Consider the following 20,386-nt stretch of genomic DNA (forward strand, 5'->3'; position numbering starts at 1 on the left):
ACAATTTAATGTCAGATAAATTAACTTTAAGTAAACATTTAATATTTTAATGTTGGCTTATATAGGGTCTTGGAGTAATCTCATCCAACACAACTCTATTTGGTCATCATCAATGGATCAGCAGTGCTACCGTAAAACGGCCAAAGGCAATAAGGAAATCGACGAGCGTAGTGGTTTGCTTTCTTCCACGGCACGTCGCCTGCTGATTATGCTTGATGGCAAAAGAACACGCAGTGAATTGCTTAAAGCCATGAGCTTAGATGAACTAGAAGAAGGCTTGGCTCGGCTAGAGCTACTAAAAATGGTCGAAGAAGTAAGTGCCCTTAACCAAATTGGCCTTGAAGGGATTGATAAGCAAGCCTTAGCGCAAGTATACAAAATGATGTTTATGAGTAATCAGCAGTATTTGGCAGGCAAGCTCGATCGCTTTTTAGAACAAGACTTTGCTCTTATTCAAAATAGAGCGGGGCTAGAAACAGTATTAGAACATTGGCACAAACTATTATGTGATGCTGGCCATGAAGTAACGGCTTATGCTTACTTAAAACAAATTAAATCGGCTTTAGGGTGGAATAAAAAAGTCCCATCGCTATAACAATGGGACTTTTTAAAAAGACTTTAATTAACTCATCAAGCCTCAAATAAAGCACAAAACTTAGCCTAACACTACCAAACACCACATCAGGGCTAAATTCAATAAACAAACCAATTGCGCTGCGCTGCCTAAATCTTTAGCACGTTTAGCAAGTACATGCCGCTCTAGCGAGGTGTGGTCAACTGCCGCTTCAATCGCTGAATTCAGCAATTCCACAATCATGGTGGCAAAGTGGCTGGCAATCAAAATTGCACGCCCCCAATGGGGCAAGCCTGGAATAAAAAAAGCGCAGGCAATCCCTATGCATGCCAATAAACTGACTTGGCGAAAAGCCGCTTCATTTAACCAACCGGCCTTTAAGCCGTCTAAAGAATAGCCCAGTGCGTTCAAAACACGGGCAACTCCTGTTTTTCCTTTAAATGGACTTTCTAGCACGCGGATGCTCCATCAATGCCAATTGGCGTTACTTCAAAAATTTCTTGGTAAGCTGCATACTGCATCAACATCATGACAGGCAGCACAATCAATAAGCCCAGCAATAAAGTAAATGCTGAGAAAACACACAGAACGATTGTAATCAAACCACTGACTAAAAACGCCTGCCAATTACGGCAAACGCCGGTAAAAGACAATTTCATCGCCTCTAGCGGCGTATATCCTTCAAACAAAACCAGAGCCGGAGCAAACCAAACGGCACAAATCATCGGCGTCATCAAAATTAAATTAAGTGAAGTATGCAAATACAATGATTTCATTTGTTCGGGTGTAGGCAAAGTTCCTGGAGTGATATCTGCCAAGCTGCCTTGATTACCAAATAAACTCAGCAATACCGTAACCAGCAGAACGGCGAGCACATTAATAAAACCAATCCGCAGCAATGGTTTTACCTCAGACTTAAAAGCGGCAAATAAATCCAATGGGCCCACTTTATTTCCTATATCGCATTGCTTAGCGGCTAAGAATAGACCCGCAGAAAGAACCGGCGAAACTAGGGTATAGGCTATAGCGGCCACTGCAGGCAGCACGCTGGCCAGCAAAGCTAACACTAGAAATTGCAGCGCCAGCACAATCCACATGCCTGGTTGGCGACGAAATAGCTTGAATCCCTGCACATACCACTGCCAGCCTCGCCCAGCCTTTAGACGACGCGGTTCTGGCAATAAATCGATTACAGTGTCTTTATCCATTATTTTTTGTCCACTCGGACTCCGGCAAGGCCTGAAGGATACGTGAACCGGCTTCAAAGTTAAACCAAACAAAATCCATTTCAGGGTTGAATCGGTAATTAGATACGCAAAAAAAACGGCCACATGGATCATCTCCAGTGGCCGTTTGATATGGCTAGGTATTTAAGCTGCTACACACTTTAAAGCATGGCGAGCAATCATCAGCTCTTCATTGGTTGGGATAATGTAAACAGGGATACGGCTGCTTGGCAGCGAGATGCAACGCGGCTCACCAGAGCGCTTAGCGTTTTCTACCTCATCCAGCTCCACACCCATCCAGCGCAATTCATTACACACGGTAGCACGGGCAATATCGTCGTTTTCACCAATACCTGCAGTAAACACCAGCGCATCAAAGCCTTGCATCGCAGCCGCCAAAGAAGCCGCTTCACGTACTACACGGTGAGCAAAGTAATCGACTGCAAATTTTGCATGTGGGTCTTTGCTAGCGTGTAGATCACGCATATCGCTAGAAATACCCGACATGCCCAATAAGCCCGATTTTTTGTACATCAGCTCTTCAATTTGCGCCACATCCATTTTTAGATGGCTCATAAAGTGCAGAACCAGCGCTGGATCGATCGTACCGCAACGTGTGCCCATAGGCAGGCCTTCTAAGGCCGTGAAGCCCATGGTGGTCGCTTGGCATACGCAGTTAAGCAAAGCCGCCATCGACGAGCCATTGCCCAAATGAGCCACTACAGTGCGCCCTGCCGCTGCCTTGGCATCAATGGTAGGTAATACGCTGGCGATATATTCATAAGACAGGCCATGGAAGCCATAGCGGCGAATACCATGCTGCTCGCTAAATTCATATGGCAGCGCGTATTGCTGCTCAAGCTCAGGCTGGGTGCGATGGAAAGCGGTATCAAAACACGCTACTTGTGGCACATCCGGCAATAGTTGGGCCAAAACACGCATCGGCATAATATTGTGCGGTGCATGCAAAGGAGCCAAAGGCACGGTCTCATCCAAGCCTTTTAATACCTCTTCTGTGATGCGTACTGGATGGCAGAAATTTAAACCACCGTGCACCACGCGATGGCCAATCGCCGCAATATGGCGGCCATTAATATGGCTATTTAACCAAGCCAACATATGGCGCAATGCAGAATCATGATTTTTAGGCATATCGGCTGGCATAGATTCAGACACCAGCTTGTTATCAGCTGCATCTTTGGCTACAAACTTTGGATCAACATAGATCCCATCAGCCAGGCCTTTAAAGAGCAAAACAGGGTCAGCTGCGCCGGTTTCAAACAGGGAAAACTTGATGCTGGACGAACCGGCATTGATAACTAGAACCAACTCACTCATAAACTACTCCTTAAGTATTGCACTGGCCGTGATAGGCATCGCCTTAGCACTAGCTTGTATCGATAGATCAGAACAATCACCTAGCCTAGCAAACTTCAAGGCAGGTAGATCACCGTTTCTTCCCTGAGCTTACACATGCGAAAAAAGGGCCATGCTTGCTACGCCCCAATAACTTTTGTGGTTTTCGTGAACTACTTCATTTTGCTGAGCATCACTTAGCTGCTGAGGTAATATCCGTATAACAATTGCCCTGTAGGGGCGAATGTTAAAAACAGCGATGCTGCACCGCAACGGAATAATTACTGCTGCATATTTTAAGCAACACCAAATCACCCCGTATTGGCCAAAATCAAGCTAAATCATCCCAAAATAGGTGCATATTCACCATGACGGCATTTACCACGCACCTGATTTGCGTACCCGAACTAGACAATACAGCCAGCGTAACAGCCTTACATATCTTGCCTGGCCAGCATGTCCAAATAAATACGCCACTACTTACTTTGAAATGTGGAGGTGAATTAGTAGAAATCTGCGCTCCAGAAACAGGCTGGGTTTCTCATATGATGGTGACGCTAACAGAAACGGTAGCCTGTGGTGATTTGCTCTTGCAAATGGAAATCGAAGAAGTACCCGTGCAAATGTTTGGCACAGAAGAGTTATCTTTTGCCAGCGCTTGCCAACTTGATTGGCCCGCGGCCCCTCTACTCAGCGTCAGCCCATTGGCGGCCCAACTTGCCGCCAAATTAGGCGTTGATCTAAGTACAGTGACTCCGCAGGGGCCATCGATTGAAATTGCCGATGTAGAAGCCCATGTGCGCTCGATCATGCTGCAATGGTTAGATGCTAGGTGCAACTCTTAATGAGTTGAAGCAATCTACATCCATTGCATGGCATGCTTTAAGCACTCTGTATCTTTTATTTTTCCTGTAATTTTTCCATAATTTCTGTAGGGTTTTGGCTTGCAGCTAGCACTGCGCGAACTACATTAAACGCGGAAGCTGCCTCTGTAGGGTGCTTACCATACGACACCACACTGGCATGCTTCCAACCCGCGGAGAGCAAAGCATTACGCTTGAAATTAGTGCCCTCAATCCCCCCTCCTCCTAATTGCATCAGCGCTTGCTCAATCAAGACATGGGGCAGTGGGGTGCGAGAAATAATATTAAAATGATCTGGAATAACTTCATCAAATTGCATGGACTTGCTCCTTATTAGCTAATCCCTTGGTTTAAATCAGTACCGTAAAAGATCTTATTCAAGCCAGCCGATTTTCAATATTAGTAAAGAGTCTCACCAAATCCAGCAATTCCATGCCCTACGGTCAGGAAAGATAAGCCACAGCAACTCAACAAATGGTTTTTATCGCGTTTTCAATGCACTAGCAGATGTTATGCAATGCATAAAAACAGCAGCCACAAGCCATAAGAAAACCTCAGCAGGGGCAGCGGCTTGCTGCGCCCTTACATAAGCAAGCTCTTGACTTTAAATGCAAAAACGCCTCGATCAACGAGGCGTTTTAAAGGGCTAAACCATCAAGCTATTAAATATGCACCTTGGCAATTGCACGGCGATCAACCACCGCCTTAGCCAAATCGATCAGCATGGTTTCGGTTTGATCCCAACTAATGCAACCATCGGTAATCGATTGCCCATAGGTCAGCGGAGTGCCTTCCACATGATCTTGGCGACCACCCACAATATGACTTTCAACCATCACACCAAAAATCGCATTATTACCGCGGGCTAATTGAGCACACACATCGGCCGATACATTCACTTGGCGGCGGTAATCTTTGCTGCTATTGGCGTGGCTAAAATCAACCATGATTTTTTGTGGCAAACCCGCTTTAGCTAAATCTGCCGCCGCAGCTTGTACATGATTGGTATCAAAATTAGGCTCTTTGCCGCCACGCAAAATAATATGGCAATCAGGATTGCCAGCCGTAGCCACAATCGCCGAATGGCCCATTTTGGTCACAGACAAAAAGTGGTGAGATTGGCTAGATGCGCGAATCGCATCAAGAGCAATTTTTAAATTGCCATCGGTACCGTTTTTAAAGCCAACTGGACAAGATAAGCCTGAAGCTAATTCACGGTGCACTTGTGATTCTGTAGTACGCGCGCCAATTGCACCCCAGCTCATTAGATCCGCCATATATTGTGGCGTAATCATGTCTAGGAATTCACCGGCGGTTGGCATGCCTTCATTGTTTAAATCAACCAGCAATTTACGTGCAATACGTAAGCCATCATTGATGTTGAAGCTGCCATTTAGGTAAGGATCATTAATTAGACCTTTCCAACCTACCGTAGTACGTGGCTTTTCAAAGTAAACCCGCATCACAATTTCAAGATCGTTTTTGTGCAACTCGCGCAACACTTTTAACTTAGCGCCATATTCATGGGCAGCCGTTGTATCGTGAATCGAGCAGGGGCCAATCACCACTAACAGGCGATCATCCGAGCCTTGCAGGATGCGTTGAATCGCTTGACGAGTTTCAAATACCGTAACGGAAGCCACTTCACTGACTGGAAATTTTTCCATCACCGCAATAGGGGGGAGTAGTTCTTTTATTTCACGAATACGGACGTCATCTGTTTGGTATTGCATATGCTTCCCCTGTCGCATTGCCGTCTACACTGCGGCAAGTTTTGAGTTTCTATGTGGAGGGAAGAGATTAGCGTCTATCGACAGTCGGCGCAAATGCCTTTAACTGTGATTTCCACCGTACGTGCCATGAATTGCGCAGGTAAGCTTACAGGTAAATCGCTGCTAACATTTTCTAAACAGAAAAAACGCCCACATTCTTCACACTGAAAATGCGCATGATGGTGTGGAGCAGGTGCAACAGAAAAGCGCCAAACTCGATCATCCCCAGATAGCTTATGCGCCAAATGTTGTTCATTTAGCCAATCAAGCACCCGATAAACGGTGACACGATCAATGGCAGGCTGCAGCGCAGCCAAGACATCTAAATGCGATAGCGGCCGCTGTGCATCCAGTAAGGCCGCCAGCACCCGCACCCGTGCTGGCGTTGTGCGGGCACGGGTCTGGGCGACTAAATCTCGCGCTTTAGCGATTGTCTCAGCGCTATTACTCATCAAAACAGCACATTAATCTGCGTACTGTTTTTTCATACGTTCACGACGCTCTTGCGCTTCCAATGACATGGAGGCGGTAGGGCGCGCCACTAAACGCGGCAAGCCAATAGGCTCACCCGTGTCTTCGCAGTAACCGTAGTTACCCTCGTCTAGCTTACGCAAAGTGGAGTCGATCTTCATCAACAGCTTACGCTCACGATCTCGCGTGCGCAGCTCTAATGCGTACTCTTCTTCCAAAGTGGCGCGATCCGCTGGATCTGGCGTGGCTTCTTGTTCTTGCAAGTGTTGGCTGGTCTGATTGGCATTCGCCAAAAGCTCTGCTTTCATTTGCAGAAGCTTAGCCCGGAAAAACTCGAGGTGATCCGGGTTCATGTAATCATCTTCTGAACCGTTCCAGCTAATGATTTCTTGTTCCGTGAGTTTGGCCATGGTGGTTCTCCCTTTCTGCAAATGGGGGCGGGGCGTGTGTGCTGCTGCGTTGTTTCATCATATTGAAACAAATACTAGACAGAACATAAACTTACGAGCATACACCCCACCAAATGGGGAGGCAGCATAATCAAGTCGCAGCCGCAATGCAATAACTCGTTTTGCCATACGGGCGGTATGGTATTAATGAGACAACACCCAATGGATAATAATTTTTAAATCTTTCTCTTCAATTTGCTGTGCTGGCATAGGAATTTTTCCCCATTTTCCGCCTGGCAAACCTGCACGTACTTCTTTCATTAACATCTCTTCTGCATCTTTTTGTCCGCGATATTTTGTCGCAACATCCTTATAAGATGGACCTACAATTTTACTATCAATTGCATGGCATCCCAAGCAATTGTATTTAGCAGCGACCTTGGCGCCATCTTCGGCCCAAACTAAAGGTGTACAGACCAGTAATAGCGGTAAAAAATACTTAATCATTATTTATTTATCCTTACAGGTAGATGAATGAACTATTTTAGCAGCAAGTGAGTATCCAGCGCTGTGCTACACTCCCGCGATTAAAAATCTTAAGTATGTACGGGCTAAAAATGGATAGAGCGCAACGTTTTATGGCTCTGGGCGTCATGTTATCGATACTGGCCCATGCCGTTCCAATTTTTGGCATGAAGTTTGTAATGCCCGACCCTAAAACACTCTTTTCTGCACAGCCACTTGAAGTGGTATTAGTTAATCAGCGCACTCTACAAGATGCGCTTAAAGCCGATGCACTTGCCCAAGCCAACCTTAATGGTGGTGGCAATACCGATGTGGCCAATCAGCACGTTAAATCGCCTTTACCTGCCAATGATAATTTGCCATCTAAAGAAGTGGAACGAGTTAAAGAGCAACAAAAGAAACTTGAAGCTGACGCAGAAAAACTCATGCTGCAGCTCAAAGCCGACACCCATATTGCACAAGACCTAGGCAAAAGCACGCAAGTGGCGGATACCGGCCAAGATAGCGAGCAATTAAAACAACAAGCGCGTGAAATTGCCGGTTTAGCGGCACAAATCAGCAAGCAAACCAGTGCTTATCAAAGCCGGCCTCGTATGGCCTTTATTGGTGCAAGGGCGCGTGAATATCGTTTTGCCCGCTATGTTGAAGATTGGCGGATGAAAATGGAGCGTGTCGGTGCGCTCACCTACCCGCTAGATGGGCAAGGCAATAAAATGTATGGCCGTTTATTGGTTTCAGTAGAAATTGATGCCAATGGCAATGTGCGTAAAGCAGAAATCAGCAAGTCTTCGGGAAATAAGGAGCTGGATGCTGCCGCATTACGCATCGTAAAAATGGCCGCGCCCTTTGGTAAGTTTCCTGATGAGATTCGTAAAGACACCGATGTCATTAGCATCAGCCGCACTTGGACCTTTGCCAAGGGCGATACCGTTTTAGGCAACGATTAATGCGTATTCTAGGAATTGACCCCGGTTCTAGAGTAACCGGCTTTGGTGTGATTGATGTCGATGGGCAAAACCGAACGTATGTCGCTTCAGGCTGTATTCGCACCCCTGGCGGGGAATTAGCCGCCCGCATCAAATCTATTTTGCGTGGCATTGCAGAGGTGGTTGAAACCTATAAGCCTGATATTGCTGCGGTTGAAATTGTGTTTGTAAACGTCAACCCACAATCCACATTAATGCTAGGCCAGGCGCGGGGCGCGGCGATGTCGGCGCTAGTATTGGCTGATTTGCCTATCGGCGAATATACCGCGCTGCAAGTCAAACAAGCCGTGGTAGGTAATGGCCACGCCGATAAAGAGCAAGTCAGCCAAATGGTGCAACGCATGCTACGTCTAAACGGTGCACCGCAATCTGACGCTGCCGACGCGCTTGCCGTTGCCCTCACCCACGCCCAGCACGATAGCGGCGCGATGAAGCAACTCGCCAGCTTAGGCCTCACTATTAAACGTGGGCGGCTAGCTTAATTATTAACAAATGTAGGGGTGCTGCTTGCTGCGCCTAGGCTGAAATGGGTGCTGCTTGCCGCGCCCCTGCAGCGTTTAAGATTGCCAAGCGCTTTGAACCTTTACGCGGCAAGATGGCAGTTGGGCATTAAAGCGGGATAAGAAATCAGGCTCTTCTTTTAATAAATGATGCGAAAAATACACGCCTAACGGTTTATCTTCTTGTAATTCAGAGCGTACTTTTTGCTCTACATGGGCCAAATGAATCGCCTCATTCATGGCCAAATCACTAGCCAGCACCGCATCCACTCGGCCAGCAAGCAGCATTTTTAATAGCTGATCATGTGCTGGCGGCGTGGCATAAATGCGATAACCAGCATTTTTTAACCACGTCAGCATATTGGAACCAAAATAAGCCCCTACCGTTGCAGAAAGGCGAAATTCCTCGCTCAAAGGTTTGGCCAAGCTTTCGGAGCGAAAATACCAACGCCACTGCTGTGGAGCAATCATTTGCGAAAGCGTCGCGTAGCGATCTCGCTCACTATTTTGTGAAGCAGAGAAAAACCCATCCGCCTCGCCTAATTCAACGAGGTTTTGTGCGCGCTTCCAAGGCACAAACTTGATATCCACAGAGCGCTGTAACTTAATCATTACACAGCGTACCGTCTCCAAAGCAATTCCGCTCTGGCGGCCATCCATTTGCTGATTGCTATAGGGTAATTGTTGCTGCGTCAGCAATCGAACAGGCGCTGCATGGACTTGCAGCATACAGACCCAGCAAAAAATACCTAACGTCCAATTCGTCAAGCTAATCTCAGGCATTTATACTCCCCGCTTTCCTTTAGAGATGCACATCATGATCGGACGCCTTTCCGGAACCCTGATCGAAAAACAGCCCCCACAAATTGTGATTGAAACCAATGGCGTGGGCTACGAAGTAGATGTGCCAATGAGCACGTTTTATGTGCTGCCCCACCTAGGGCAGCCAGTAGGCTTATTTATTCACATGGTTGTTCGTGAAGATGCACAACTTTTATATGGCTTTGCCACCAAACCAGAACGCGATACGTTCCGCTCACTCATTAAAGTAAGCGGTATTGGCGCAAAAATTGCGCTGGCTATTTTATCTGGTATGAATGCAGACGAGCTGGCACAAGCCATTGCCGCAGAAGACCTTGTTCGCCTTTCTAAAGTGCCTGGAATTGGTAAAAAAACCGCAGAAAGATTGGTGCTCGAGCTACGAGGTAAGCTAAACAACCTACCTATTATGACTGCTGTAAGCGATAAAAGCGCACTGTTTCAAACGCCTGCATCAAATAAAGATGATGTGCACCATGCATTAATTGCCTTAGGTTATAGCGAACGCGAAGCCAGTAGCGCGGTCAAAGAGCTCGCGACGGATGTTGATGTGTCTGATGGCATTCGACGTGCCCTTAAACAACTGGTTAAAATTTAAATGCGAACACTGGCTATCACCGCCCTTGCCGGCACCCTTATTTTTATTATTCTGGCCGCAGCTTTAGGCACTCCGCAGCTCAATGCATTCGATGATGCTATCGGCAACGCGCTTTACGGTGGCCCTCAGGCCTTCATTACGGCAAGCAAAGTGTTAGCTTGGTTTGGCAGCGCATTTGGATCCCTGCTACTGGCAGCGGCCATTAGTGGCTGCATCTGGAATAAAACCCGCCAGCGCTGGGATGCAATCGGCCTACCCTTGGCTATTTTGAGCGGCTGGGTACTGAATGCCCTGCTCAAATTTACCATTCTGCGCCCAAGGCCTAGCCTAGAATTCTTAGCCTCCGCCCACGGCCCATCGTTTCCCAGTGGCCACGCCATGAGCGCTTGGATCATGTCTTTTGTGTTAGCCATCATCGCCACTCACTACCGCCCCCAGCAACGTAGCCTTTGGTTTAGCCTCGCCTTTTGTGCCGCGATATTGGGCGGCTTGGCTAGGCTAGTGCTGGGTGTACACCATTTCTCCGATATCATTGCAGGCTTTAGTGTTGCCAGCGTTGTAGTGCTGGCTTATTGCTACGCCACAAGCCGCTTTACCCGACTGGATTGCCTGCCATGATCGAAACTGATGCGCTCTCTTCTGCGCCTGCTGATCGCTTGATCAGCAGCAAAAAAATGTCGTCTCAAGAAGAAAAACAAGAACACGCGCTGCGGCCTAAATTACTTGACGAATACGTGGGCCAAGCCAAGGCGCGTGGGCAATTAGAAATTTTTATTGAAGCCGCAAAAAAACGCGGTGAAGCGCTCGATCACGTTTTACTATTTGGCCCGCCGGGCCTTGGCAAAACCACGCTGGCGCATATTATCTCCCGCGAGTTGGGGGTAAATCTGCGCCAAACCTCCGGCCCTGTACTGGAGCGGGCGGGTGATTTAGCGGCAATTTTGACGAATCTAGAGCCACACGATGTATTGTTTATCGATGAAATCCACCGTCTAAGCCCCGTAGTAGAAGAAATTCTCTACCCAGCGCTAGAAGATTTTCAGCTCGATTTAATGATAGGTGAAGGCCCCGCTGCTCGATCGGTAAAGCTCGACCTACCGCCATTTACCTTGATTGGTGCCACCACCCGCGCAGGCATGCTAACCAATCCGCTACGCGATCGATTTGGCATTGTGGCAAGGCTAGAGTTTTACACTCCAGAAGAACTAACCCGCATCACGACACGTTCGGCACAATTACTCAAGGTGAATATCGCACCTGACGGTGCCTTCGAAATTGCGCGAAGATCACGGGGTACGCCGCGTATTGCCAACCGCCTGTTACGCCGCGTCAGGGATTACGCCGAAGTGCGGGCGGACGGCCATGTCACCCGTGAAGTAGCGGATGCAGCGCTATCAATGCTCGATGTCGATCACGCTGGGCTAGATGTCATGGATAGGAAGCTTTTATCTGCCATCCTAGAGAAATTTGCGGGTGGCCCAGTAGGGCTAGACAACGTAGCGGCAGCAATTGGCGAATCAAGCGATACTATTGAAGACGTGATTGAACCGTACTTGATCCAACAAGGCTTTTTACAAAGAACACCACGCGGCAGGATTGCTACACTGTCTGCATACGAGCATTTTGGCTTTACACCCAAAGACTGACATAAAAATAACTGTAAAAGACACTACGGCGGGCTGAGCAGCCTACCGGACTCAAGCAGACTTACCCCGATAAAGGATGATCCAAAGTGGACGTTGCTGCAGCAAATCAAGATTTATCAATTATCACCTTAGTCTTACACGCCAGCCCTGTAGTACAAGCGGTGATGGGGCTGCTGCTGATCATGTCATTTATGTCTTGGTGGTATATTTTCAGCAAGCATTTCTCCATTTCTCACGCCAGAAAACAAACCGAAGATTTTGAAAATCGTTTCTGGAATGGCGCAGACCTTGCCACACTCTACGATCAAGTACGCCGTGGCCAAACGCTAGGCATGGAGAAAATCTTTCAAGCAGGCTTTGGCGAATTCTTAAAACTACGCCAACGTGCCGGTGAGCGCGGCAATATGGAATTATCTGACGTCATGGAAGGCAGCCGCCGCGCCATGCGTGCCGCCTGCCAGCGTGAACTAGATGAGCTAGACGCGCACACCGCGTTTTTAGCCACAGTTGGCTCCATCAGCCCCTATATCGGCCTATTTGGTACGGTGTGGGGCATTATGAATGCCTTTACCGGCCTTGCTAACGTGGGCCAAGCCACCTTAGCCACCGTTGCTCCCGGCATTGCCGAAGCGCTAGTAGCTACCGCGATTGGTCTATTTGCAGCCATTCCTGCCGTGGTGGCCTATAACCGCTTTGCCAATGACGTAGACAAACTAGCCAACCGCTTTGATACCTTTATCGAAGAGTTTTCTAATATCTTGCAACGTCAGGTGAAATAATGGCTCGCCGCGCACGCAGGATTAAAAACGAGATCAATGTTGTTCCCTATATCGACGTGATGCTGGTTTTGCTGGTGATCTTTATGGTGGCCACGCCCATGATGCAGCAAGGCGTGGTGAATCTGCCCACCGTTGGCAAATCTGATCAAGAAGTAAATGTAGCCCCGCTGCGCGTGGAAATTGATGCCGCTGGTGCAATCAAGCTGCACGATAAAGAAGAAAGCAGCGATCTAGCCGATCTAAAAGCGCTCGTCGCCAGCGTGCAGGCCAAACAAGCCATCACTCCCAATCGCCCCGTAGTGATTGCTGCAGATAAATCCATCCGTTACGAGCAGGTGATGAATGCGATGGACGCATTAAAACAGGCCAATATTGCCCGAGTTGGCCTGCTCGTTCAGCCGAAGTGATATGAGACAAACCGTATATCGCAATGAGCATCGCAAGCTAGCCTTTGTGCTGGCGGCGGCTATGCACCTGCTGCTGCTGCTCGGCTTATTGCTCTCCATGAATTGGCAAACTAAAAAGCAAGAACCCGTTGTGGTTGAGCTATGGGGTGGCCCGCCAGCAACCCGCCAGCAAACAACACCTGCAGTAGAAACGCCTCCACCCAAAACACCTAAGCAGGAGCATAAGCCAGAGCCAAAACCTGAGCCTTTGCCTGAGAAACCTGCTGAGATTGCCATTGCAAAAGTAAAACCAACGCTGGCACCACGGCCAACACCGACACCAACCCCTAAACCAACGGCTGCGCCTAAGGCCACGCCAGTGCCGACGCCTATACCTACTCTGCCGCCTAAAGTCAGTGTAAAACCAACGGCTGCGCCTGTTGCGAAACCCACTACGGCCCCCAATCCGAAAGCAAAGAATAACAAATCGGAAATGAATTCTATTTTATCAGTCGACAGTTTATTAGAGCCAAGCAAACCAGGAGCCAAACCTGGCGGCAAAGGCAACAACCCTAATTCAACCGTCAATACTGGCCCAGGCTCGGGTAGCGGGAATAGCTCAATTGCCAAGAAAGGGCTCGCCGACTATCGCAGTAAAGTGTCGCAACTGATTCGATCCAAATTGGTCTACGCCAATCCTAAGGGCAACCCATCGGCAGAGTTCAAAATCAATCTGCTGCCCAACGGCGAGATTCAAGAAGTGACGCTACTGAAATCGAGCGGCGAGACAATGTACGACGAAGCCGCAAAACGCGCCATTTTGGCCTTACAACGGATGCCTCCCCTGCCTGATGGACAGGCATTTAGTGGTGATATGCGCAATATGACAATTATGTTCCGTTTGAATGATTAGAACCCAATCTCTCAAAAAAATACGGCAAGCCGCCTTCGGCACAGCGCCCCGTTAACCGAATGCAATAGCCATTCATGGAGAACACCAATAATGCTTTGGCGTAAACTTTTTAAGCTACTAACCGCAAGCTTGCTACTAAGCAGTGTGGCTCATGCGGATATGACCATTGATGTAGTTGGCGTAGGCGCATCGCAATACCCTATCGCCATCGCCCCATTTCAAAATGAAAACCAACAAAAACAAGCGCTCACGCCGGTTATTAACGATGACTTAACGCGTAGCGGGCTGTTTAAAGTGATTGGTGCAGGCGATCTATCGCCCGTGCCATTTGCACCAGAGCAAGTCAATTACACAACGGCTCTGGCAAAAGGTGCACAAACCATGGCCATCGGCCGAGTCACGCCTGATGCGGGTGGCTTTAAGGTGCAATTTTGGCTCATTGATTTGGCGAGCAAAAAACCACTGATTAGCTGGGAGCGCAAAGCCACAGCTGGGCAAATGCGCCGAGTAGCGCATCAAATTGCCGACCTAATTTATCAGCAAATCACTGGCCAGCCTGGTGCGTTTAATTCACGGATCGCCTATGTGCTTAAACAAGGCGCACGCTTTGAGCTACAGGTATCTGATGCTGACGGCTTTGGCTCGCAAGCCATCTTAGTTTCCAAACAACCCATCATGTCGCCAAAATGGTCTCCAGATGGTGGCAAATTGGCCTATGTTTCTTTTGAAGATCAAAAACCCGTGGTATATGTGCACGAGTTGGCTTCCGGACGACGCTGGAAAGCCGCTGGTTTTAAGGGCAGCAACTACGCTCCAGCGTGGTCGCCCAATGGCCGTGAGTTAGCGGTAGTGCTCACCCAAAGTGGCAGTTCACAAATTTACCTCGTTAACACCGATGGTAGCGATTTACGCCAACTTAGCCGAGGCGGTGAAATCAATACCGAACCTGCGTTTTCACCTGATGGCCGCTTTATTTACTTCACCTCTGATCGCGGTGGCAGCCCACAAATTTATCGCATGAACAGCAATGGTAGTAATACAGAACGAGTAAGCTTTCAGGGTAGTTACAATAGCTCAGCCAAGCTCAGCCCAGATGGTAAAAATTTAACCTTTATCACCCGTGATGGTGGCTACCGAGTTGCTATTATGGATTTGAGTACACGCCAAGTTCAAACACTTACCGACTCCGGCGCAGACGATTCACCGAGCTTTGCACCAAACGGGCAAATGATTTTATATGAAGCAAAAACAGGTGGTCGAGGAGTACTGGCAGCTGTTTCAAGTGATGGAAGAGTCAAACAGCGCCTTAGAGCGCAAGCAGGAGATGTAAGACAGCCCGCATGGGGACCCGTTTTACGGTAAAGATACCACTTACGGAACTTATGCCAAGCTGAATGTCATATGACCAAAGTTTGGATTTATTTGATTTCTTTACGATGTAAGATCTAAGGAAGAATACAATGAAAAAAGTAGCGCTTAGTTTAATCATGACTGCCCTGCTCGCCGCTTGCGCCAGCACCCCAGTACCTAAAACTCCGGCAGATACTAGCGGCTCAACCAGTTCAAACACGACAACACAACCATCAACCAACCCAAGCACAGTTGATCTAACCCAAGGCCAGACAAAGTCTTTTACCGAGCTAACAGATCCAAACAATATCCTGTCTAGCCGCCGTGTATATTTTGATTTTGATTCCTTTATTGTGCGCCCAGATTTCCATGAGCTGGTTCAAGCTCATGCTAAATACCTAAACACCCATAAAGACGCAAAAATCATCTTGCAAGGCCACACCGATGAGCGTGGCACAGCAGAATACAACTTAGCCTTGGGCCAAAAGCGTGCAGATTCTGTACGTAAAATGCTGAATGTGCTGGGTGTACCAGATAGCCAGATCGAAACAGTGAGCTTTGGTGAAGAGCGCCCACTTGAAGCAGGCGATAGCGATGCGATTCGCGAACGTAATCGTCGTGCTGAAATCGTTTACAACGGTGAAGCGGCTCAATAGTCACTTGCTGCTGATATAAAAAACGCATAGGCTTTGCCACGGACGAGCTAGACTCGTCCGTGTTTCCCCTTCTCACTTCAAATCAGACCATCAATCTATGAAACGAATTGCTACTCTGCTTCTGCTTGCTTTCTCTATTCAGGCTCATGCTGGTCTTTTTGATGACAACGTAGCACGTCAGCAATTAAATGATCTGCGTGATGCTCAAGCTCAAGCTCAAAAGAAAAACGACGAGCGCTTAATGCAATTAGAGGCGGGCAATAGCCGTTCAATTGAATTACTTGGCCAGCTAGAAAAACTACGTCAAGAACTCTCCACTTTGCGTGGTCAGAATGAAGTGCTGCAATTTAACTTAGATGAAGCCGCCAAGCGTCAGAAAGATCTCTATACCGATCTGGATGCGCGGATGCGTGCGATGGAGCTGGCAAAAGTAGAAAGCAAAGCCGCCGCCGTGGTTTCAGAACAACAGCAATTAGACGATATCGTACAGCTAAGCCGCACAGGCAAGCACAAAGAAGCCATTTTAGGGTTGCAAAAATTTATCACGGACAACAGCACAAGCGCGCTAGTGCCTACAGCATGGTATTGGATGGGCACCAGCCAAACCGCCTTAAAAGGGTTTAAAGGCGCACAAAATTCGTTTCAACAGGTACTGGCTAGCAATGATGAAACCCGTGCTCCCGATGCGCTATTTGGCTTAGCGATTGTGGCCAATGCTCAGGGGGATAAAAAATCCTCACGCAAATACTTATTACAGCTTATCGAAAAGTATCCACAGGCAGAAAAAGCCGCAGCGGCCAAAAAGGCATTATTAGCCACCGACTAAACGTCACAAACTCCATCACTCAAAGCTAAAACTGAGTAAAATCACATTGGATTGGAGTACGCTAAAACACAGCACGCTTTTCTAAGTGTAAACACGCAGTATTATTTCCTCGGCGTCACCGAATGGGTTGACGCCGTTTTTATTTCCACCGGACTGTTCTCCGGCCAGGAGCATTATCTTGAAAGACGCATTACGCATTACCGAAATCTTCTGCTCATTGCAGGGTGAAACCACCCGCATGGGCCTACCTACCGTGTTTGTTCGCCTCACTGGCTGTCCGTTGCGCTGTGGCTATTGCGACAGCGCCTATGCTTTTACCGGCGGTGAAACCCAATCGTTTCAAACTATCCTTGATAAGATTGCCTCATTTAACACCCACCATATCTGCATAACGGGTGGCGAGCCACTGGCGCAAAAAGGCGTGCATGAACTAATGCGCTTGCTTTGCGATGCGGGCTATTCACTCAGCCTAGAAACCAGTGGCGCTTTATCGATTGCAGATGTGGACCCGCGCGTTTCCCGCATTCTGGATATCAAAACCCCAGGCTCGGGTGAATTAGCCAAGATGCACTGGGAAAACCTTGATTACGTGAATAAAGCAGACGAAATCAAGTTTGTTTTATGCGATCGTGGCGATTACGAATGGGCGCGCGATTTAATCCGCGAGCGTCGTTTAGAAACGCTAGCCCCAGTGCTCATGTCGCCGGTATGGGAAACACTGCAACCCGCCAACCTCGCCGCCTGGGTACTGGAAGACCATTTACCCGTACGTATGCAGGTGCAATTACACAAAATCCTCTGGGGTGAACGTCCCGGCGTTTAACAGGCAAGCACATGTATTGGAAACGCTGGCTAGTACGCATAAAACACTTACCAGAGCGCAGCCGCGCCACGCTGGCACTCTGGTTTGGTGCTGCCTTAGTGGGCCTTGTAGCAGTTGTTCTGGCCAAGGCGGCTGATGGTGCCCTGGGCATATTCCATAGTCTTAGCCAGCGCTGGGCGTGGTGGCCTTTTTTTGCCTTACCCTTTGGTGGTATGGCCATACGCTGGCTGATGCAAAGAATTGGCAAGGGCTCTGAAGGCAGCGGTATTCCACAGGCGATGGCGGCATTGCAAGTAACCGATCAGCCCGCCATCATCCAGCAATTACTTAGCATCCGCATCGCCTGCGCCAAGTTTATTGCCGTGGTTGCTGGCCTTGGCTGTGGCTTTGTACTAGGCCGTGAAGGCCCAACGGTACAAATTGGCGCAAGTTTAATGTATGCCTGCCGACGCTTTATCCCACTATCTGATGCTGTATTTCGCCGCCAGTTGATTCTGGCAGGCGGCGCCGCTGGGATTGCTGCCGCGTTTAATACGCCACTCGCTGGGATTGTGTTTGCCTTTGAAGAGCTGGCGCGCTCAGTAGAAGAAAAAACCTCAGGAAAGCTATTAGGTGCAGTAATTTTAGCCGGTGTGGTTTCTTTGGCGATTCAGGGTGATTACACCTATTTTGGCCGTATCCATGTGCCAGGATTTAATTACAGCATTTTATGGCCAATGTTAATCGTGGCGGTAAGTGCTGGCTTGATTGGCGGCTTTTTTTCTTGGCTATGCGTGCATCAAGATCGCTGGTTGCCCGTAAAAGTAAGGATGTGGCGAGCAACTAGGCCCTATTTATTTATTGCAGCTTGCGGCTTTTTTATTGCCTGCATGGGGCTGGCAGCGCCCATTTTTGGCAGCGGAGCAGAAATCACCAGTGATGTGGTAAGTGGGCATGGCACGATGGCTTGGTACTTTTTGCCGCTGAAGTTTTTAGGCCTGCTATCCACGTTTCTAACCGGTTTGCCTGGAGGCATTTTTGCCCCATCGCTGTCTATGGGTGCAGGGGTGAGCAGCTGGTTTTTGCCATGGTTTGATAGCAGCATCCATATCAAACTGATCGCCATTGGAATGGCCGCCATGCTGGCCGCAGTCACACGAGCACCGCTGACCTCGGCTATTATTTTAATTGAGATGACTGATGGTCATACGATGGTGATTTCTATCTTGGCCGCTGCAATGATTTCATCCACTGTGGCACGCCTATTTGGCACCAATCTTTATCATGATTTGGCAGAAAAAGCCTTGCAGCGCTTGGCTCCACCCCCAACTACTTAAGTGATCCTATGCGCTATTTTCTAGCTGTATTTGCCTTGATGGCTACATTTGCTCAGGCAGAATCGACAGGCCCAGACGGGATGACAGCCGCTCAGCTGGGTGAGTTTTTAAAATCACTACAAACGGCTGTTGCCAATGATAATGCCGCCAGCGTGGCTAAGCTGGCCCTCTTTCCCTTGCGAGTTAATCTGCCACATAAAAAAACACTGAAAGCACCGCAATTTATTGCGCAATATTCAAGCATTATCACCCCCAAAGTTAAAGCTGCTGTGCTGGCACAAACCACAGAAACCCTATTTCGTAATAGCAATGGTGCAATGATAGGCAATGGTGAGCTCTGGTTTTCTGGCATTTGCTTGAACAAAGAATGCAGCAAGCAAACCACCAAAATTATCGCCATCAATCCATAAACAACATCTATTTAAATTGAAAATATCATGACCAAAAAACCAGCTGTGATCTTACTATCTGGTGGCCTCGATTCCGCCACCTGCCTTGCCATTGCCAAAGCTGAAGGCTTTGCGCCCTATTGCCTGTCTTTTGATTACGGGCAAAAGCATAATGCCGAACTTAAAGCCGCCGCTCACGTGGCAGAAGCGCTGGGCGCAGTTGAGCACCGCATTCTGAAAATTGATTTAGCAGGCTTTGGCGGATCGGCACTCACCGATGCCAATATTGAAGTGCCAGTAGACGGCGGTAAGCCCGGCGAAATCCCCGTGACCTATGTGCCCGCACGCAACACCGTACTGCTCTCTTACGCGCTGGCTTGGTCAGAAGTACTAAAAGCCGATGATATTTTTATTGGCGTTAATGCCGTGGATTATTCAGGCTACCCAGATTGCCGCCCAGAATATATTGCATCTTTTCAAGCTATGGCAAGGCTCGCCACCAAGGTGGGAGTAGAAGGCTCAAAGCTCACCATCCACACCCCGCTACTGAAACTCACCAAGGCAGAAATCGCCCAAAAAGGCACCGAGCTAGGCGTGGATTACGCACTCACCGTGACCTGCTACAAAGCCGACGACGACGGCCGCGCCTGCGGCGAATGCGAAGCCTGCCGCCTACGCAGCGCTGGTTTTGCCCATGCTGGGTTGACTGATCCGACACGGTATCAAAAGTAAGGCTTGCTCGAAGCTTAGCTAGGCGACGGTGTTTGTCGATCGGCGATAGTGCAGTACGCCAGCAAGTAGACGTAAAAAAATCGGCTTCGTGCAAGCACGGAGCCGATTTACAAGAATGCTATACAAGTGGGTTTCACGGCATGTGCGTTAACCGAGCCTAAAAACAATGCTTTTTAGTGCCTTCGGCACATTGATTTAGGTGCGGGCGTCCCGCTGGACCTTCCTTTCTTGCGCGGCCAAGAAACGAAGCCAAAGAAGGCCGCCCCAGCCAGCACGAAGGCCCCTCACTGCGGATAACCGGCTCGGCGAAAAAGGCTGCTCGCTCGCTGCCTCGCTACCCCTTTTCCGAAACCCCGAGCCGCTTATTCGGTAATCCCCCCATTTTTAAGCGCACTTAAAAGTAGAGGTCAGGCATGTAATGCCAGTTTTTGTTTCGGGGTGATACCGCCCAATCCCATATGCGGACGTTCGTTATTGTAAGTCCAAAGCCA

At 48.5% G+C, this 20,386-nt stretch carries 27 protein-coding genes; 17 read left to right on the plus strand and 10 right to left on the minus strand.

The features are described from left to right. The first annotated feature begins 112 nt into the window (after positions 1-112). The gene (locus tag R6242_RS06870; RefSeq protein ID WP_293937497.1) at positions 113-595 is read left to right on the plus strand and encodes a hypothetical protein; all 483 of its coding nucleotides are present in this window, start codon (positions 113-115) and stop codon (positions 593-595) included. A 60-nt stretch (positions 596-655) separates the two neighbouring features. Here R6242_RS06870 and R6242_RS06875 read toward each other — a convergent pair whose 3' ends face one another. The 3 genes from R6242_RS06875 to R6242_RS06885 form a co-directional block, all read right to left on the minus strand. Then, the gene (locus R6242_RS06875; RefSeq protein WP_318425485.1) at positions 656-1,036 is read right to left on the minus strand and encodes a diacylglycerol kinase; all 381 of its coding nucleotides are present in this window, start codon (positions 1,034-1,036) and stop codon (positions 656-658) included. Continuing rightward, complete coding sequence (locus R6242_RS06880) at positions 1,024-1,782, minus strand: BPSS1780 family membrane protein (protein ID WP_318425437.1); 759 nt, start codon at positions 1,780-1,782, stop codon at positions 1,024-1,026. Before R6242_RS06880 ends, R6242_RS06875 begins: the two co-directional genes overlap by 13 nt. A gap of 162 nt (positions 1,783-1,944) precedes the next feature. Then, positions 1,945-3,138, minus strand: a complete 1,194-nt coding sequence (locus R6242_RS06885) for an acetate/propionate family kinase (RefSeq protein ID WP_318425439.1) — start codon at positions 3,136-3,138, stop codon at positions 1,945-1,947. A 386-nt stretch (positions 3,139-3,524) separates the two neighbouring features. Here R6242_RS06885 and R6242_RS06890 point away from each other — a divergent pair, with 386 nt between their 5' ends. Continuing rightward, complete coding sequence (locus R6242_RS06890) at positions 3,525-4,001, plus strand: E3 binding domain-containing protein (protein ID WP_318425442.1); 477 nt, start codon at positions 3,525-3,527, stop codon at positions 3,999-4,001. Between the two features lie 55 nt (positions 4,002-4,056). Here R6242_RS06890 and R6242_RS06895 read toward each other — a convergent pair whose 3' ends face one another. From R6242_RS06895 to R6242_RS06915, 5 genes are all read right to left on the minus strand, one after another. Continuing rightward, positions 4,057-4,338, minus strand: coding sequence for a hypothetical protein (locus tag R6242_RS06895; protein WP_293937486.1), 282 nt, complete (start codon positions 4,336-4,338; stop codon positions 4,057-4,059). A gap of 343 nt (positions 4,339-4,681) precedes the next feature. Further along, positions 4,682-5,752, minus strand: a complete 1,071-nt coding sequence (gene aroG / locus R6242_RS06900; protein ID WP_293937483.1) for a 3-deoxy-7-phosphoheptulonate synthase AroG — start codon at positions 5,750-5,752, stop codon at positions 4,682-4,684. A gap of 74 nt (positions 5,753-5,826) precedes the next feature. Then, on the minus strand, positions 5,827-6,243 hold the full coding sequence (locus R6242_RS06905; RefSeq protein ID WP_293937480.1) for a Fur family transcriptional regulator: 417 nt from the start codon (positions 6,241-6,243) through the stop codon (positions 5,827-5,829). Positions 6,244-6,255: 12 nt separating this feature from the next. Next, positions 6,256-6,672 carry an RNA polymerase-binding protein DksA gene (gene dksA / locus R6242_RS06910; RefSeq protein ID WP_293937477.1) on the minus strand — a complete coding sequence of 139 codons (417 nt, stop codon included), beginning with the start codon at positions 6,670-6,672 and terminating at the stop codon, positions 6,256-6,258. 183 nt (positions 6,673-6,855) lie between these two features. Next, positions 6,856-7,158 carry a c-type cytochrome gene (locus R6242_RS06915; RefSeq protein WP_293937474.1) on the minus strand — a complete coding sequence of 101 codons (303 nt, stop codon included), beginning with the start codon at positions 7,156-7,158 and terminating at the stop codon, positions 6,856-6,858. 110 nt (positions 7,159-7,268) lie between these two features. Here R6242_RS06915 and R6242_RS06920 point away from each other — a divergent pair, with 110 nt between their 5' ends. Then, positions 7,269-8,123, plus strand: coding sequence for an energy transducer TonB (locus R6242_RS06920; protein ID WP_293937471.1), 855 nt, complete (start codon positions 7,269-7,271; stop codon positions 8,121-8,123). Next, positions 8,123-8,644, plus strand: a complete 522-nt coding sequence (gene ruvC / locus R6242_RS06925) for a crossover junction endodeoxyribonuclease RuvC (protein WP_318425452.1) — start codon at positions 8,123-8,125, stop codon at positions 8,642-8,644. The genes R6242_RS06920 and ruvC overlap by 1 nt, the downstream gene beginning before the upstream one ends. A 75-nt stretch (positions 8,645-8,719) precedes the next feature. On the opposite strand, the gene R6242_RS06930 is transcribed toward ruvC, so the two are convergent. Beyond that, a complete protein-coding gene (locus R6242_RS06930; protein ID WP_318425454.1) occupies positions 8,720-9,445 on the minus strand; it encodes a transporter substrate-binding domain-containing protein in 726 nt (241 codons plus the stop codon). 34 nt (positions 9,446-9,479) lie between these two features. On the opposite strand from R6242_RS06930, the gene ruvA reads away from it, so the two are divergent. The 13 genes from ruvA (at position 9,480) to queC (ending at position 19,895) form a co-directional block, all read left to right on the plus strand. Beyond that, a complete protein-coding gene (ruvA, locus tag R6242_RS06935; protein WP_293937462.1) occupies positions 9,480-10,079 on the plus strand; it encodes a Holliday junction branch migration protein RuvA in 600 nt (199 codons plus the stop codon). Then, positions 10,080-10,697, plus strand: a complete 618-nt coding sequence (locus R6242_RS06940) for a phosphatase PAP2 family protein (protein WP_318425457.1) — start codon at positions 10,080-10,082, stop codon at positions 10,695-10,697. Further along, entirely contained in the window at positions 10,694-11,725 is a 1,032-nt protein-coding gene (gene ruvB / locus R6242_RS06945) for a Holliday junction branch migration DNA helicase RuvB (protein WP_130106109.1), read from the plus strand. The genes R6242_RS06940 and ruvB overlap by 4 nt, the downstream gene beginning before the upstream one ends. 86 nt (positions 11,726-11,811) lie before the next feature. Then, positions 11,812-12,504, plus strand: coding sequence for a protein TolQ (tolQ, locus tag R6242_RS06950; protein ID WP_318425462.1), 693 nt, complete (start codon positions 11,812-11,814; stop codon positions 12,502-12,504). Beyond that, the gene (tolR, locus tag R6242_RS06955; protein ID WP_130106112.1) at positions 12,504-12,911 is read left to right on the plus strand and encodes a protein TolR; all 408 of its coding nucleotides are present in this window, start codon (positions 12,504-12,506) and stop codon (positions 12,909-12,911) included. The genes tolQ and tolR overlap by 1 nt, the downstream gene beginning before the upstream one ends. 1 nt (position 12,912) lies before the next feature. Continuing rightward, the gene (locus tag R6242_RS06960) at positions 12,913-13,803 is read left to right on the plus strand and encodes an energy transducer TonB (protein ID WP_318425467.1); all 891 of its coding nucleotides are present in this window, start codon (positions 12,913-12,915) and stop codon (positions 13,801-13,803) included. A 90-nt stretch (positions 13,804-13,893) separates the two neighbouring features. After that, a complete protein-coding gene (gene tolB / locus R6242_RS06965) occupies positions 13,894-15,165 on the plus strand; it encodes a Tol-Pal system beta propeller repeat protein TolB (RefSeq protein ID WP_293937443.1) in 1,272 nt (423 codons plus the stop codon). Positions 15,166-15,263: 98 nt separating this feature from the next. Next, complete coding sequence (gene pal / locus R6242_RS06970) at positions 15,264-15,809, plus strand: peptidoglycan-associated lipoprotein Pal (RefSeq protein ID WP_293937441.1); 546 nt, start codon at positions 15,264-15,266, stop codon at positions 15,807-15,809. A gap of 97 nt (positions 15,810-15,906) precedes the next feature. Further along, complete coding sequence (locus R6242_RS06975; protein WP_318425471.1) at positions 15,907-16,635, plus strand: YbgF trimerization domain-containing protein; 729 nt, start codon at positions 15,907-15,909, stop codon at positions 16,633-16,635. A 178-nt stretch (positions 16,636-16,813) separates the two neighbouring features. Beyond that, complete coding sequence (gene queE, locus R6242_RS06980; RefSeq protein WP_318425474.1) at positions 16,814-17,458, plus strand: 7-carboxy-7-deazaguanine synthase QueE; 645 nt, start codon at positions 16,814-16,816, stop codon at positions 17,456-17,458. A gap of 11 nt (positions 17,459-17,469) precedes the next feature. Then, positions 17,470-18,774, plus strand: a complete 1,305-nt coding sequence (locus R6242_RS06985) for a chloride channel protein (protein ID WP_318425476.1) — start codon at positions 17,470-17,472, stop codon at positions 18,772-18,774. Positions 18,775-18,782: 8 nt separating this feature from the next. Beyond that, positions 18,783-19,184, plus strand: coding sequence for a hypothetical protein (locus tag R6242_RS06990; protein ID WP_318425480.1), 402 nt, complete (start codon positions 18,783-18,785; stop codon positions 19,182-19,184). A 27-nt stretch (positions 19,185-19,211) separates the two neighbouring features. Then, positions 19,212-19,895, plus strand: a complete 684-nt coding sequence (queC, locus tag R6242_RS06995; RefSeq protein ID WP_318425483.1) for a 7-cyano-7-deazaguanine synthase QueC — start codon at positions 19,212-19,214, stop codon at positions 19,893-19,895. 407 nt (positions 19,896-20,302) lie between these two features. On the opposite strand, the gene R6242_RS07000 is transcribed toward queC, so the two are convergent. Continuing rightward, positions 20,303-20,386 (minus strand): integrase core domain-containing protein (locus R6242_RS07000; protein WP_318425489.1); only part of this gene is annotated, 84 nt, incomplete at its 5' end.

This window comes from Iodobacter sp. CM08 (assembly GCF_033446605.1).
Taxonomy (GTDB): Bacteria; Pseudomonadota; Gammaproteobacteria; order Burkholderiales; family Chitinibacteraceae; genus Iodobacter.

What these genes read in the sequence shown, in the direction of transcription:
- dksA (WP_293937477.1), bottom strand. Translation starts at nt 6,672, where the DNA reads ATGGCCAAACTCACGGAACAAGAAATCATTAGCTGGAACGGTTCAGAA.
- R6242_RS06930 (WP_318425454.1), bottom strand. Translation starts at nt 9,445, where the DNA reads ATGCCTGAGATTAGCTTGACGAATTGGACGTTAGGTATTTTTTGCTGG.
- R6242_RS06890 (WP_318425442.1), top strand. Translation starts at nt 3,525, where the DNA reads ATGACGGCATTTACCACGCACCTGATTTGCGTACCCGAACTAGACAAT.
- ruvA (WP_293937462.1), top strand. Translation starts at nt 9,480, where the DNA reads ATGATCGGACGCCTTTCCGGAACCCTGATCGAAAAACAGCCCCCACAA.
- ruvC (WP_318425452.1), top strand. Translation starts at nt 8,123, where the DNA reads ATGCGTATTCTAGGAATTGACCCCGGTTCTAGAGTAACCGGCTTTGGT.
- R6242_RS06920 (WP_293937471.1), top strand. Translation starts at nt 7,269, where the DNA reads ATGGATAGAGCGCAACGTTTTATGGCTCTGGGCGTCATGTTATCGATA.
- R6242_RS06895 (WP_293937486.1), bottom strand. Translation starts at nt 4,338, where the DNA reads ATGCAATTTGATGAAGTTATTCCAGATCATTTTAATATTATTTCTCGC.
- R6242_RS06975 (WP_318425471.1), top strand. Translation starts at nt 15,907, where the DNA reads ATGAAACGAATTGCTACTCTGCTTCTGCTTGCTTTCTCTATTCAGGCT.
- R6242_RS06880 (WP_318425437.1), bottom strand. Translation starts at nt 1,782, where the DNA reads ATGGATAAAGACACTGTAATCGATTTATTGCCAGAACCGCGTCGTCTA.
- R6242_RS06985 (WP_318425476.1), top strand. Translation starts at nt 17,470, where the DNA reads ATGTATTGGAAACGCTGGCTAGTACGCATAAAACACTTACCAGAGCGC.
- R6242_RS06960 (WP_318425467.1), top strand. Translation starts at nt 12,913, where the DNA reads ATGAGACAAACCGTATATCGCAATGAGCATCGCAAGCTAGCCTTTGTG.
- queC (WP_318425483.1), top strand. Translation starts at nt 19,212, where the DNA reads ATGACCAAAAAACCAGCTGTGATCTTACTATCTGGTGGCCTCGATTCC.
- ruvB (WP_130106109.1), top strand. Translation starts at nt 10,694, where the DNA reads ATGATCGAAACTGATGCGCTCTCTTCTGCGCCTGCTGATCGCTTGATC.
- tolB (WP_293937443.1), top strand. Translation starts at nt 13,894, where the DNA reads ATGCTTTGGCGTAAACTTTTTAAGCTACTAACCGCAAGCTTGCTACTA.
- R6242_RS06915 (WP_293937474.1), bottom strand. Translation starts at nt 7,158, where the DNA reads ATGATTAAGTATTTTTTACCGCTATTACTGGTCTGTACACCTTTAGTT.
- aroG (WP_293937483.1), bottom strand. Translation starts at nt 5,752, where the DNA reads ATGCAATACCAAACAGATGACGTCCGTATTCGTGAAATAAAAGAACTA.
- pal (WP_293937441.1), top strand. Translation starts at nt 15,264, where the DNA reads ATGAAAAAAGTAGCGCTTAGTTTAATCATGACTGCCCTGCTCGCCGCT.
- R6242_RS06940 (WP_318425457.1), top strand. Translation starts at nt 10,080, where the DNA reads ATGCGAACACTGGCTATCACCGCCCTTGCCGGCACCCTTATTTTTATT.
- R6242_RS06885 (WP_318425439.1), bottom strand. Translation starts at nt 3,138, where the DNA reads ATGAGTGAGTTGGTTCTAGTTATCAATGCCGGTTCGTCCAGCATCAAG.
- R6242_RS06870 (WP_293937497.1), top strand. Translation starts at nt 113, where the DNA reads ATGGATCAGCAGTGCTACCGTAAAACGGCCAAAGGCAATAAGGAAATC.
- R6242_RS06990 (WP_318425480.1), top strand. Translation starts at nt 18,783, where the DNA reads ATGCGCTATTTTCTAGCTGTATTTGCCTTGATGGCTACATTTGCTCAG.
- tolR (WP_130106112.1), top strand. Translation starts at nt 12,504, where the DNA reads ATGGCTCGCCGCGCACGCAGGATTAAAAACGAGATCAATGTTGTTCCC.
- R6242_RS06905 (WP_293937480.1), bottom strand. Translation starts at nt 6,243, where the DNA reads ATGAGTAATAGCGCTGAGACAATCGCTAAAGCGCGAGATTTAGTCGCC.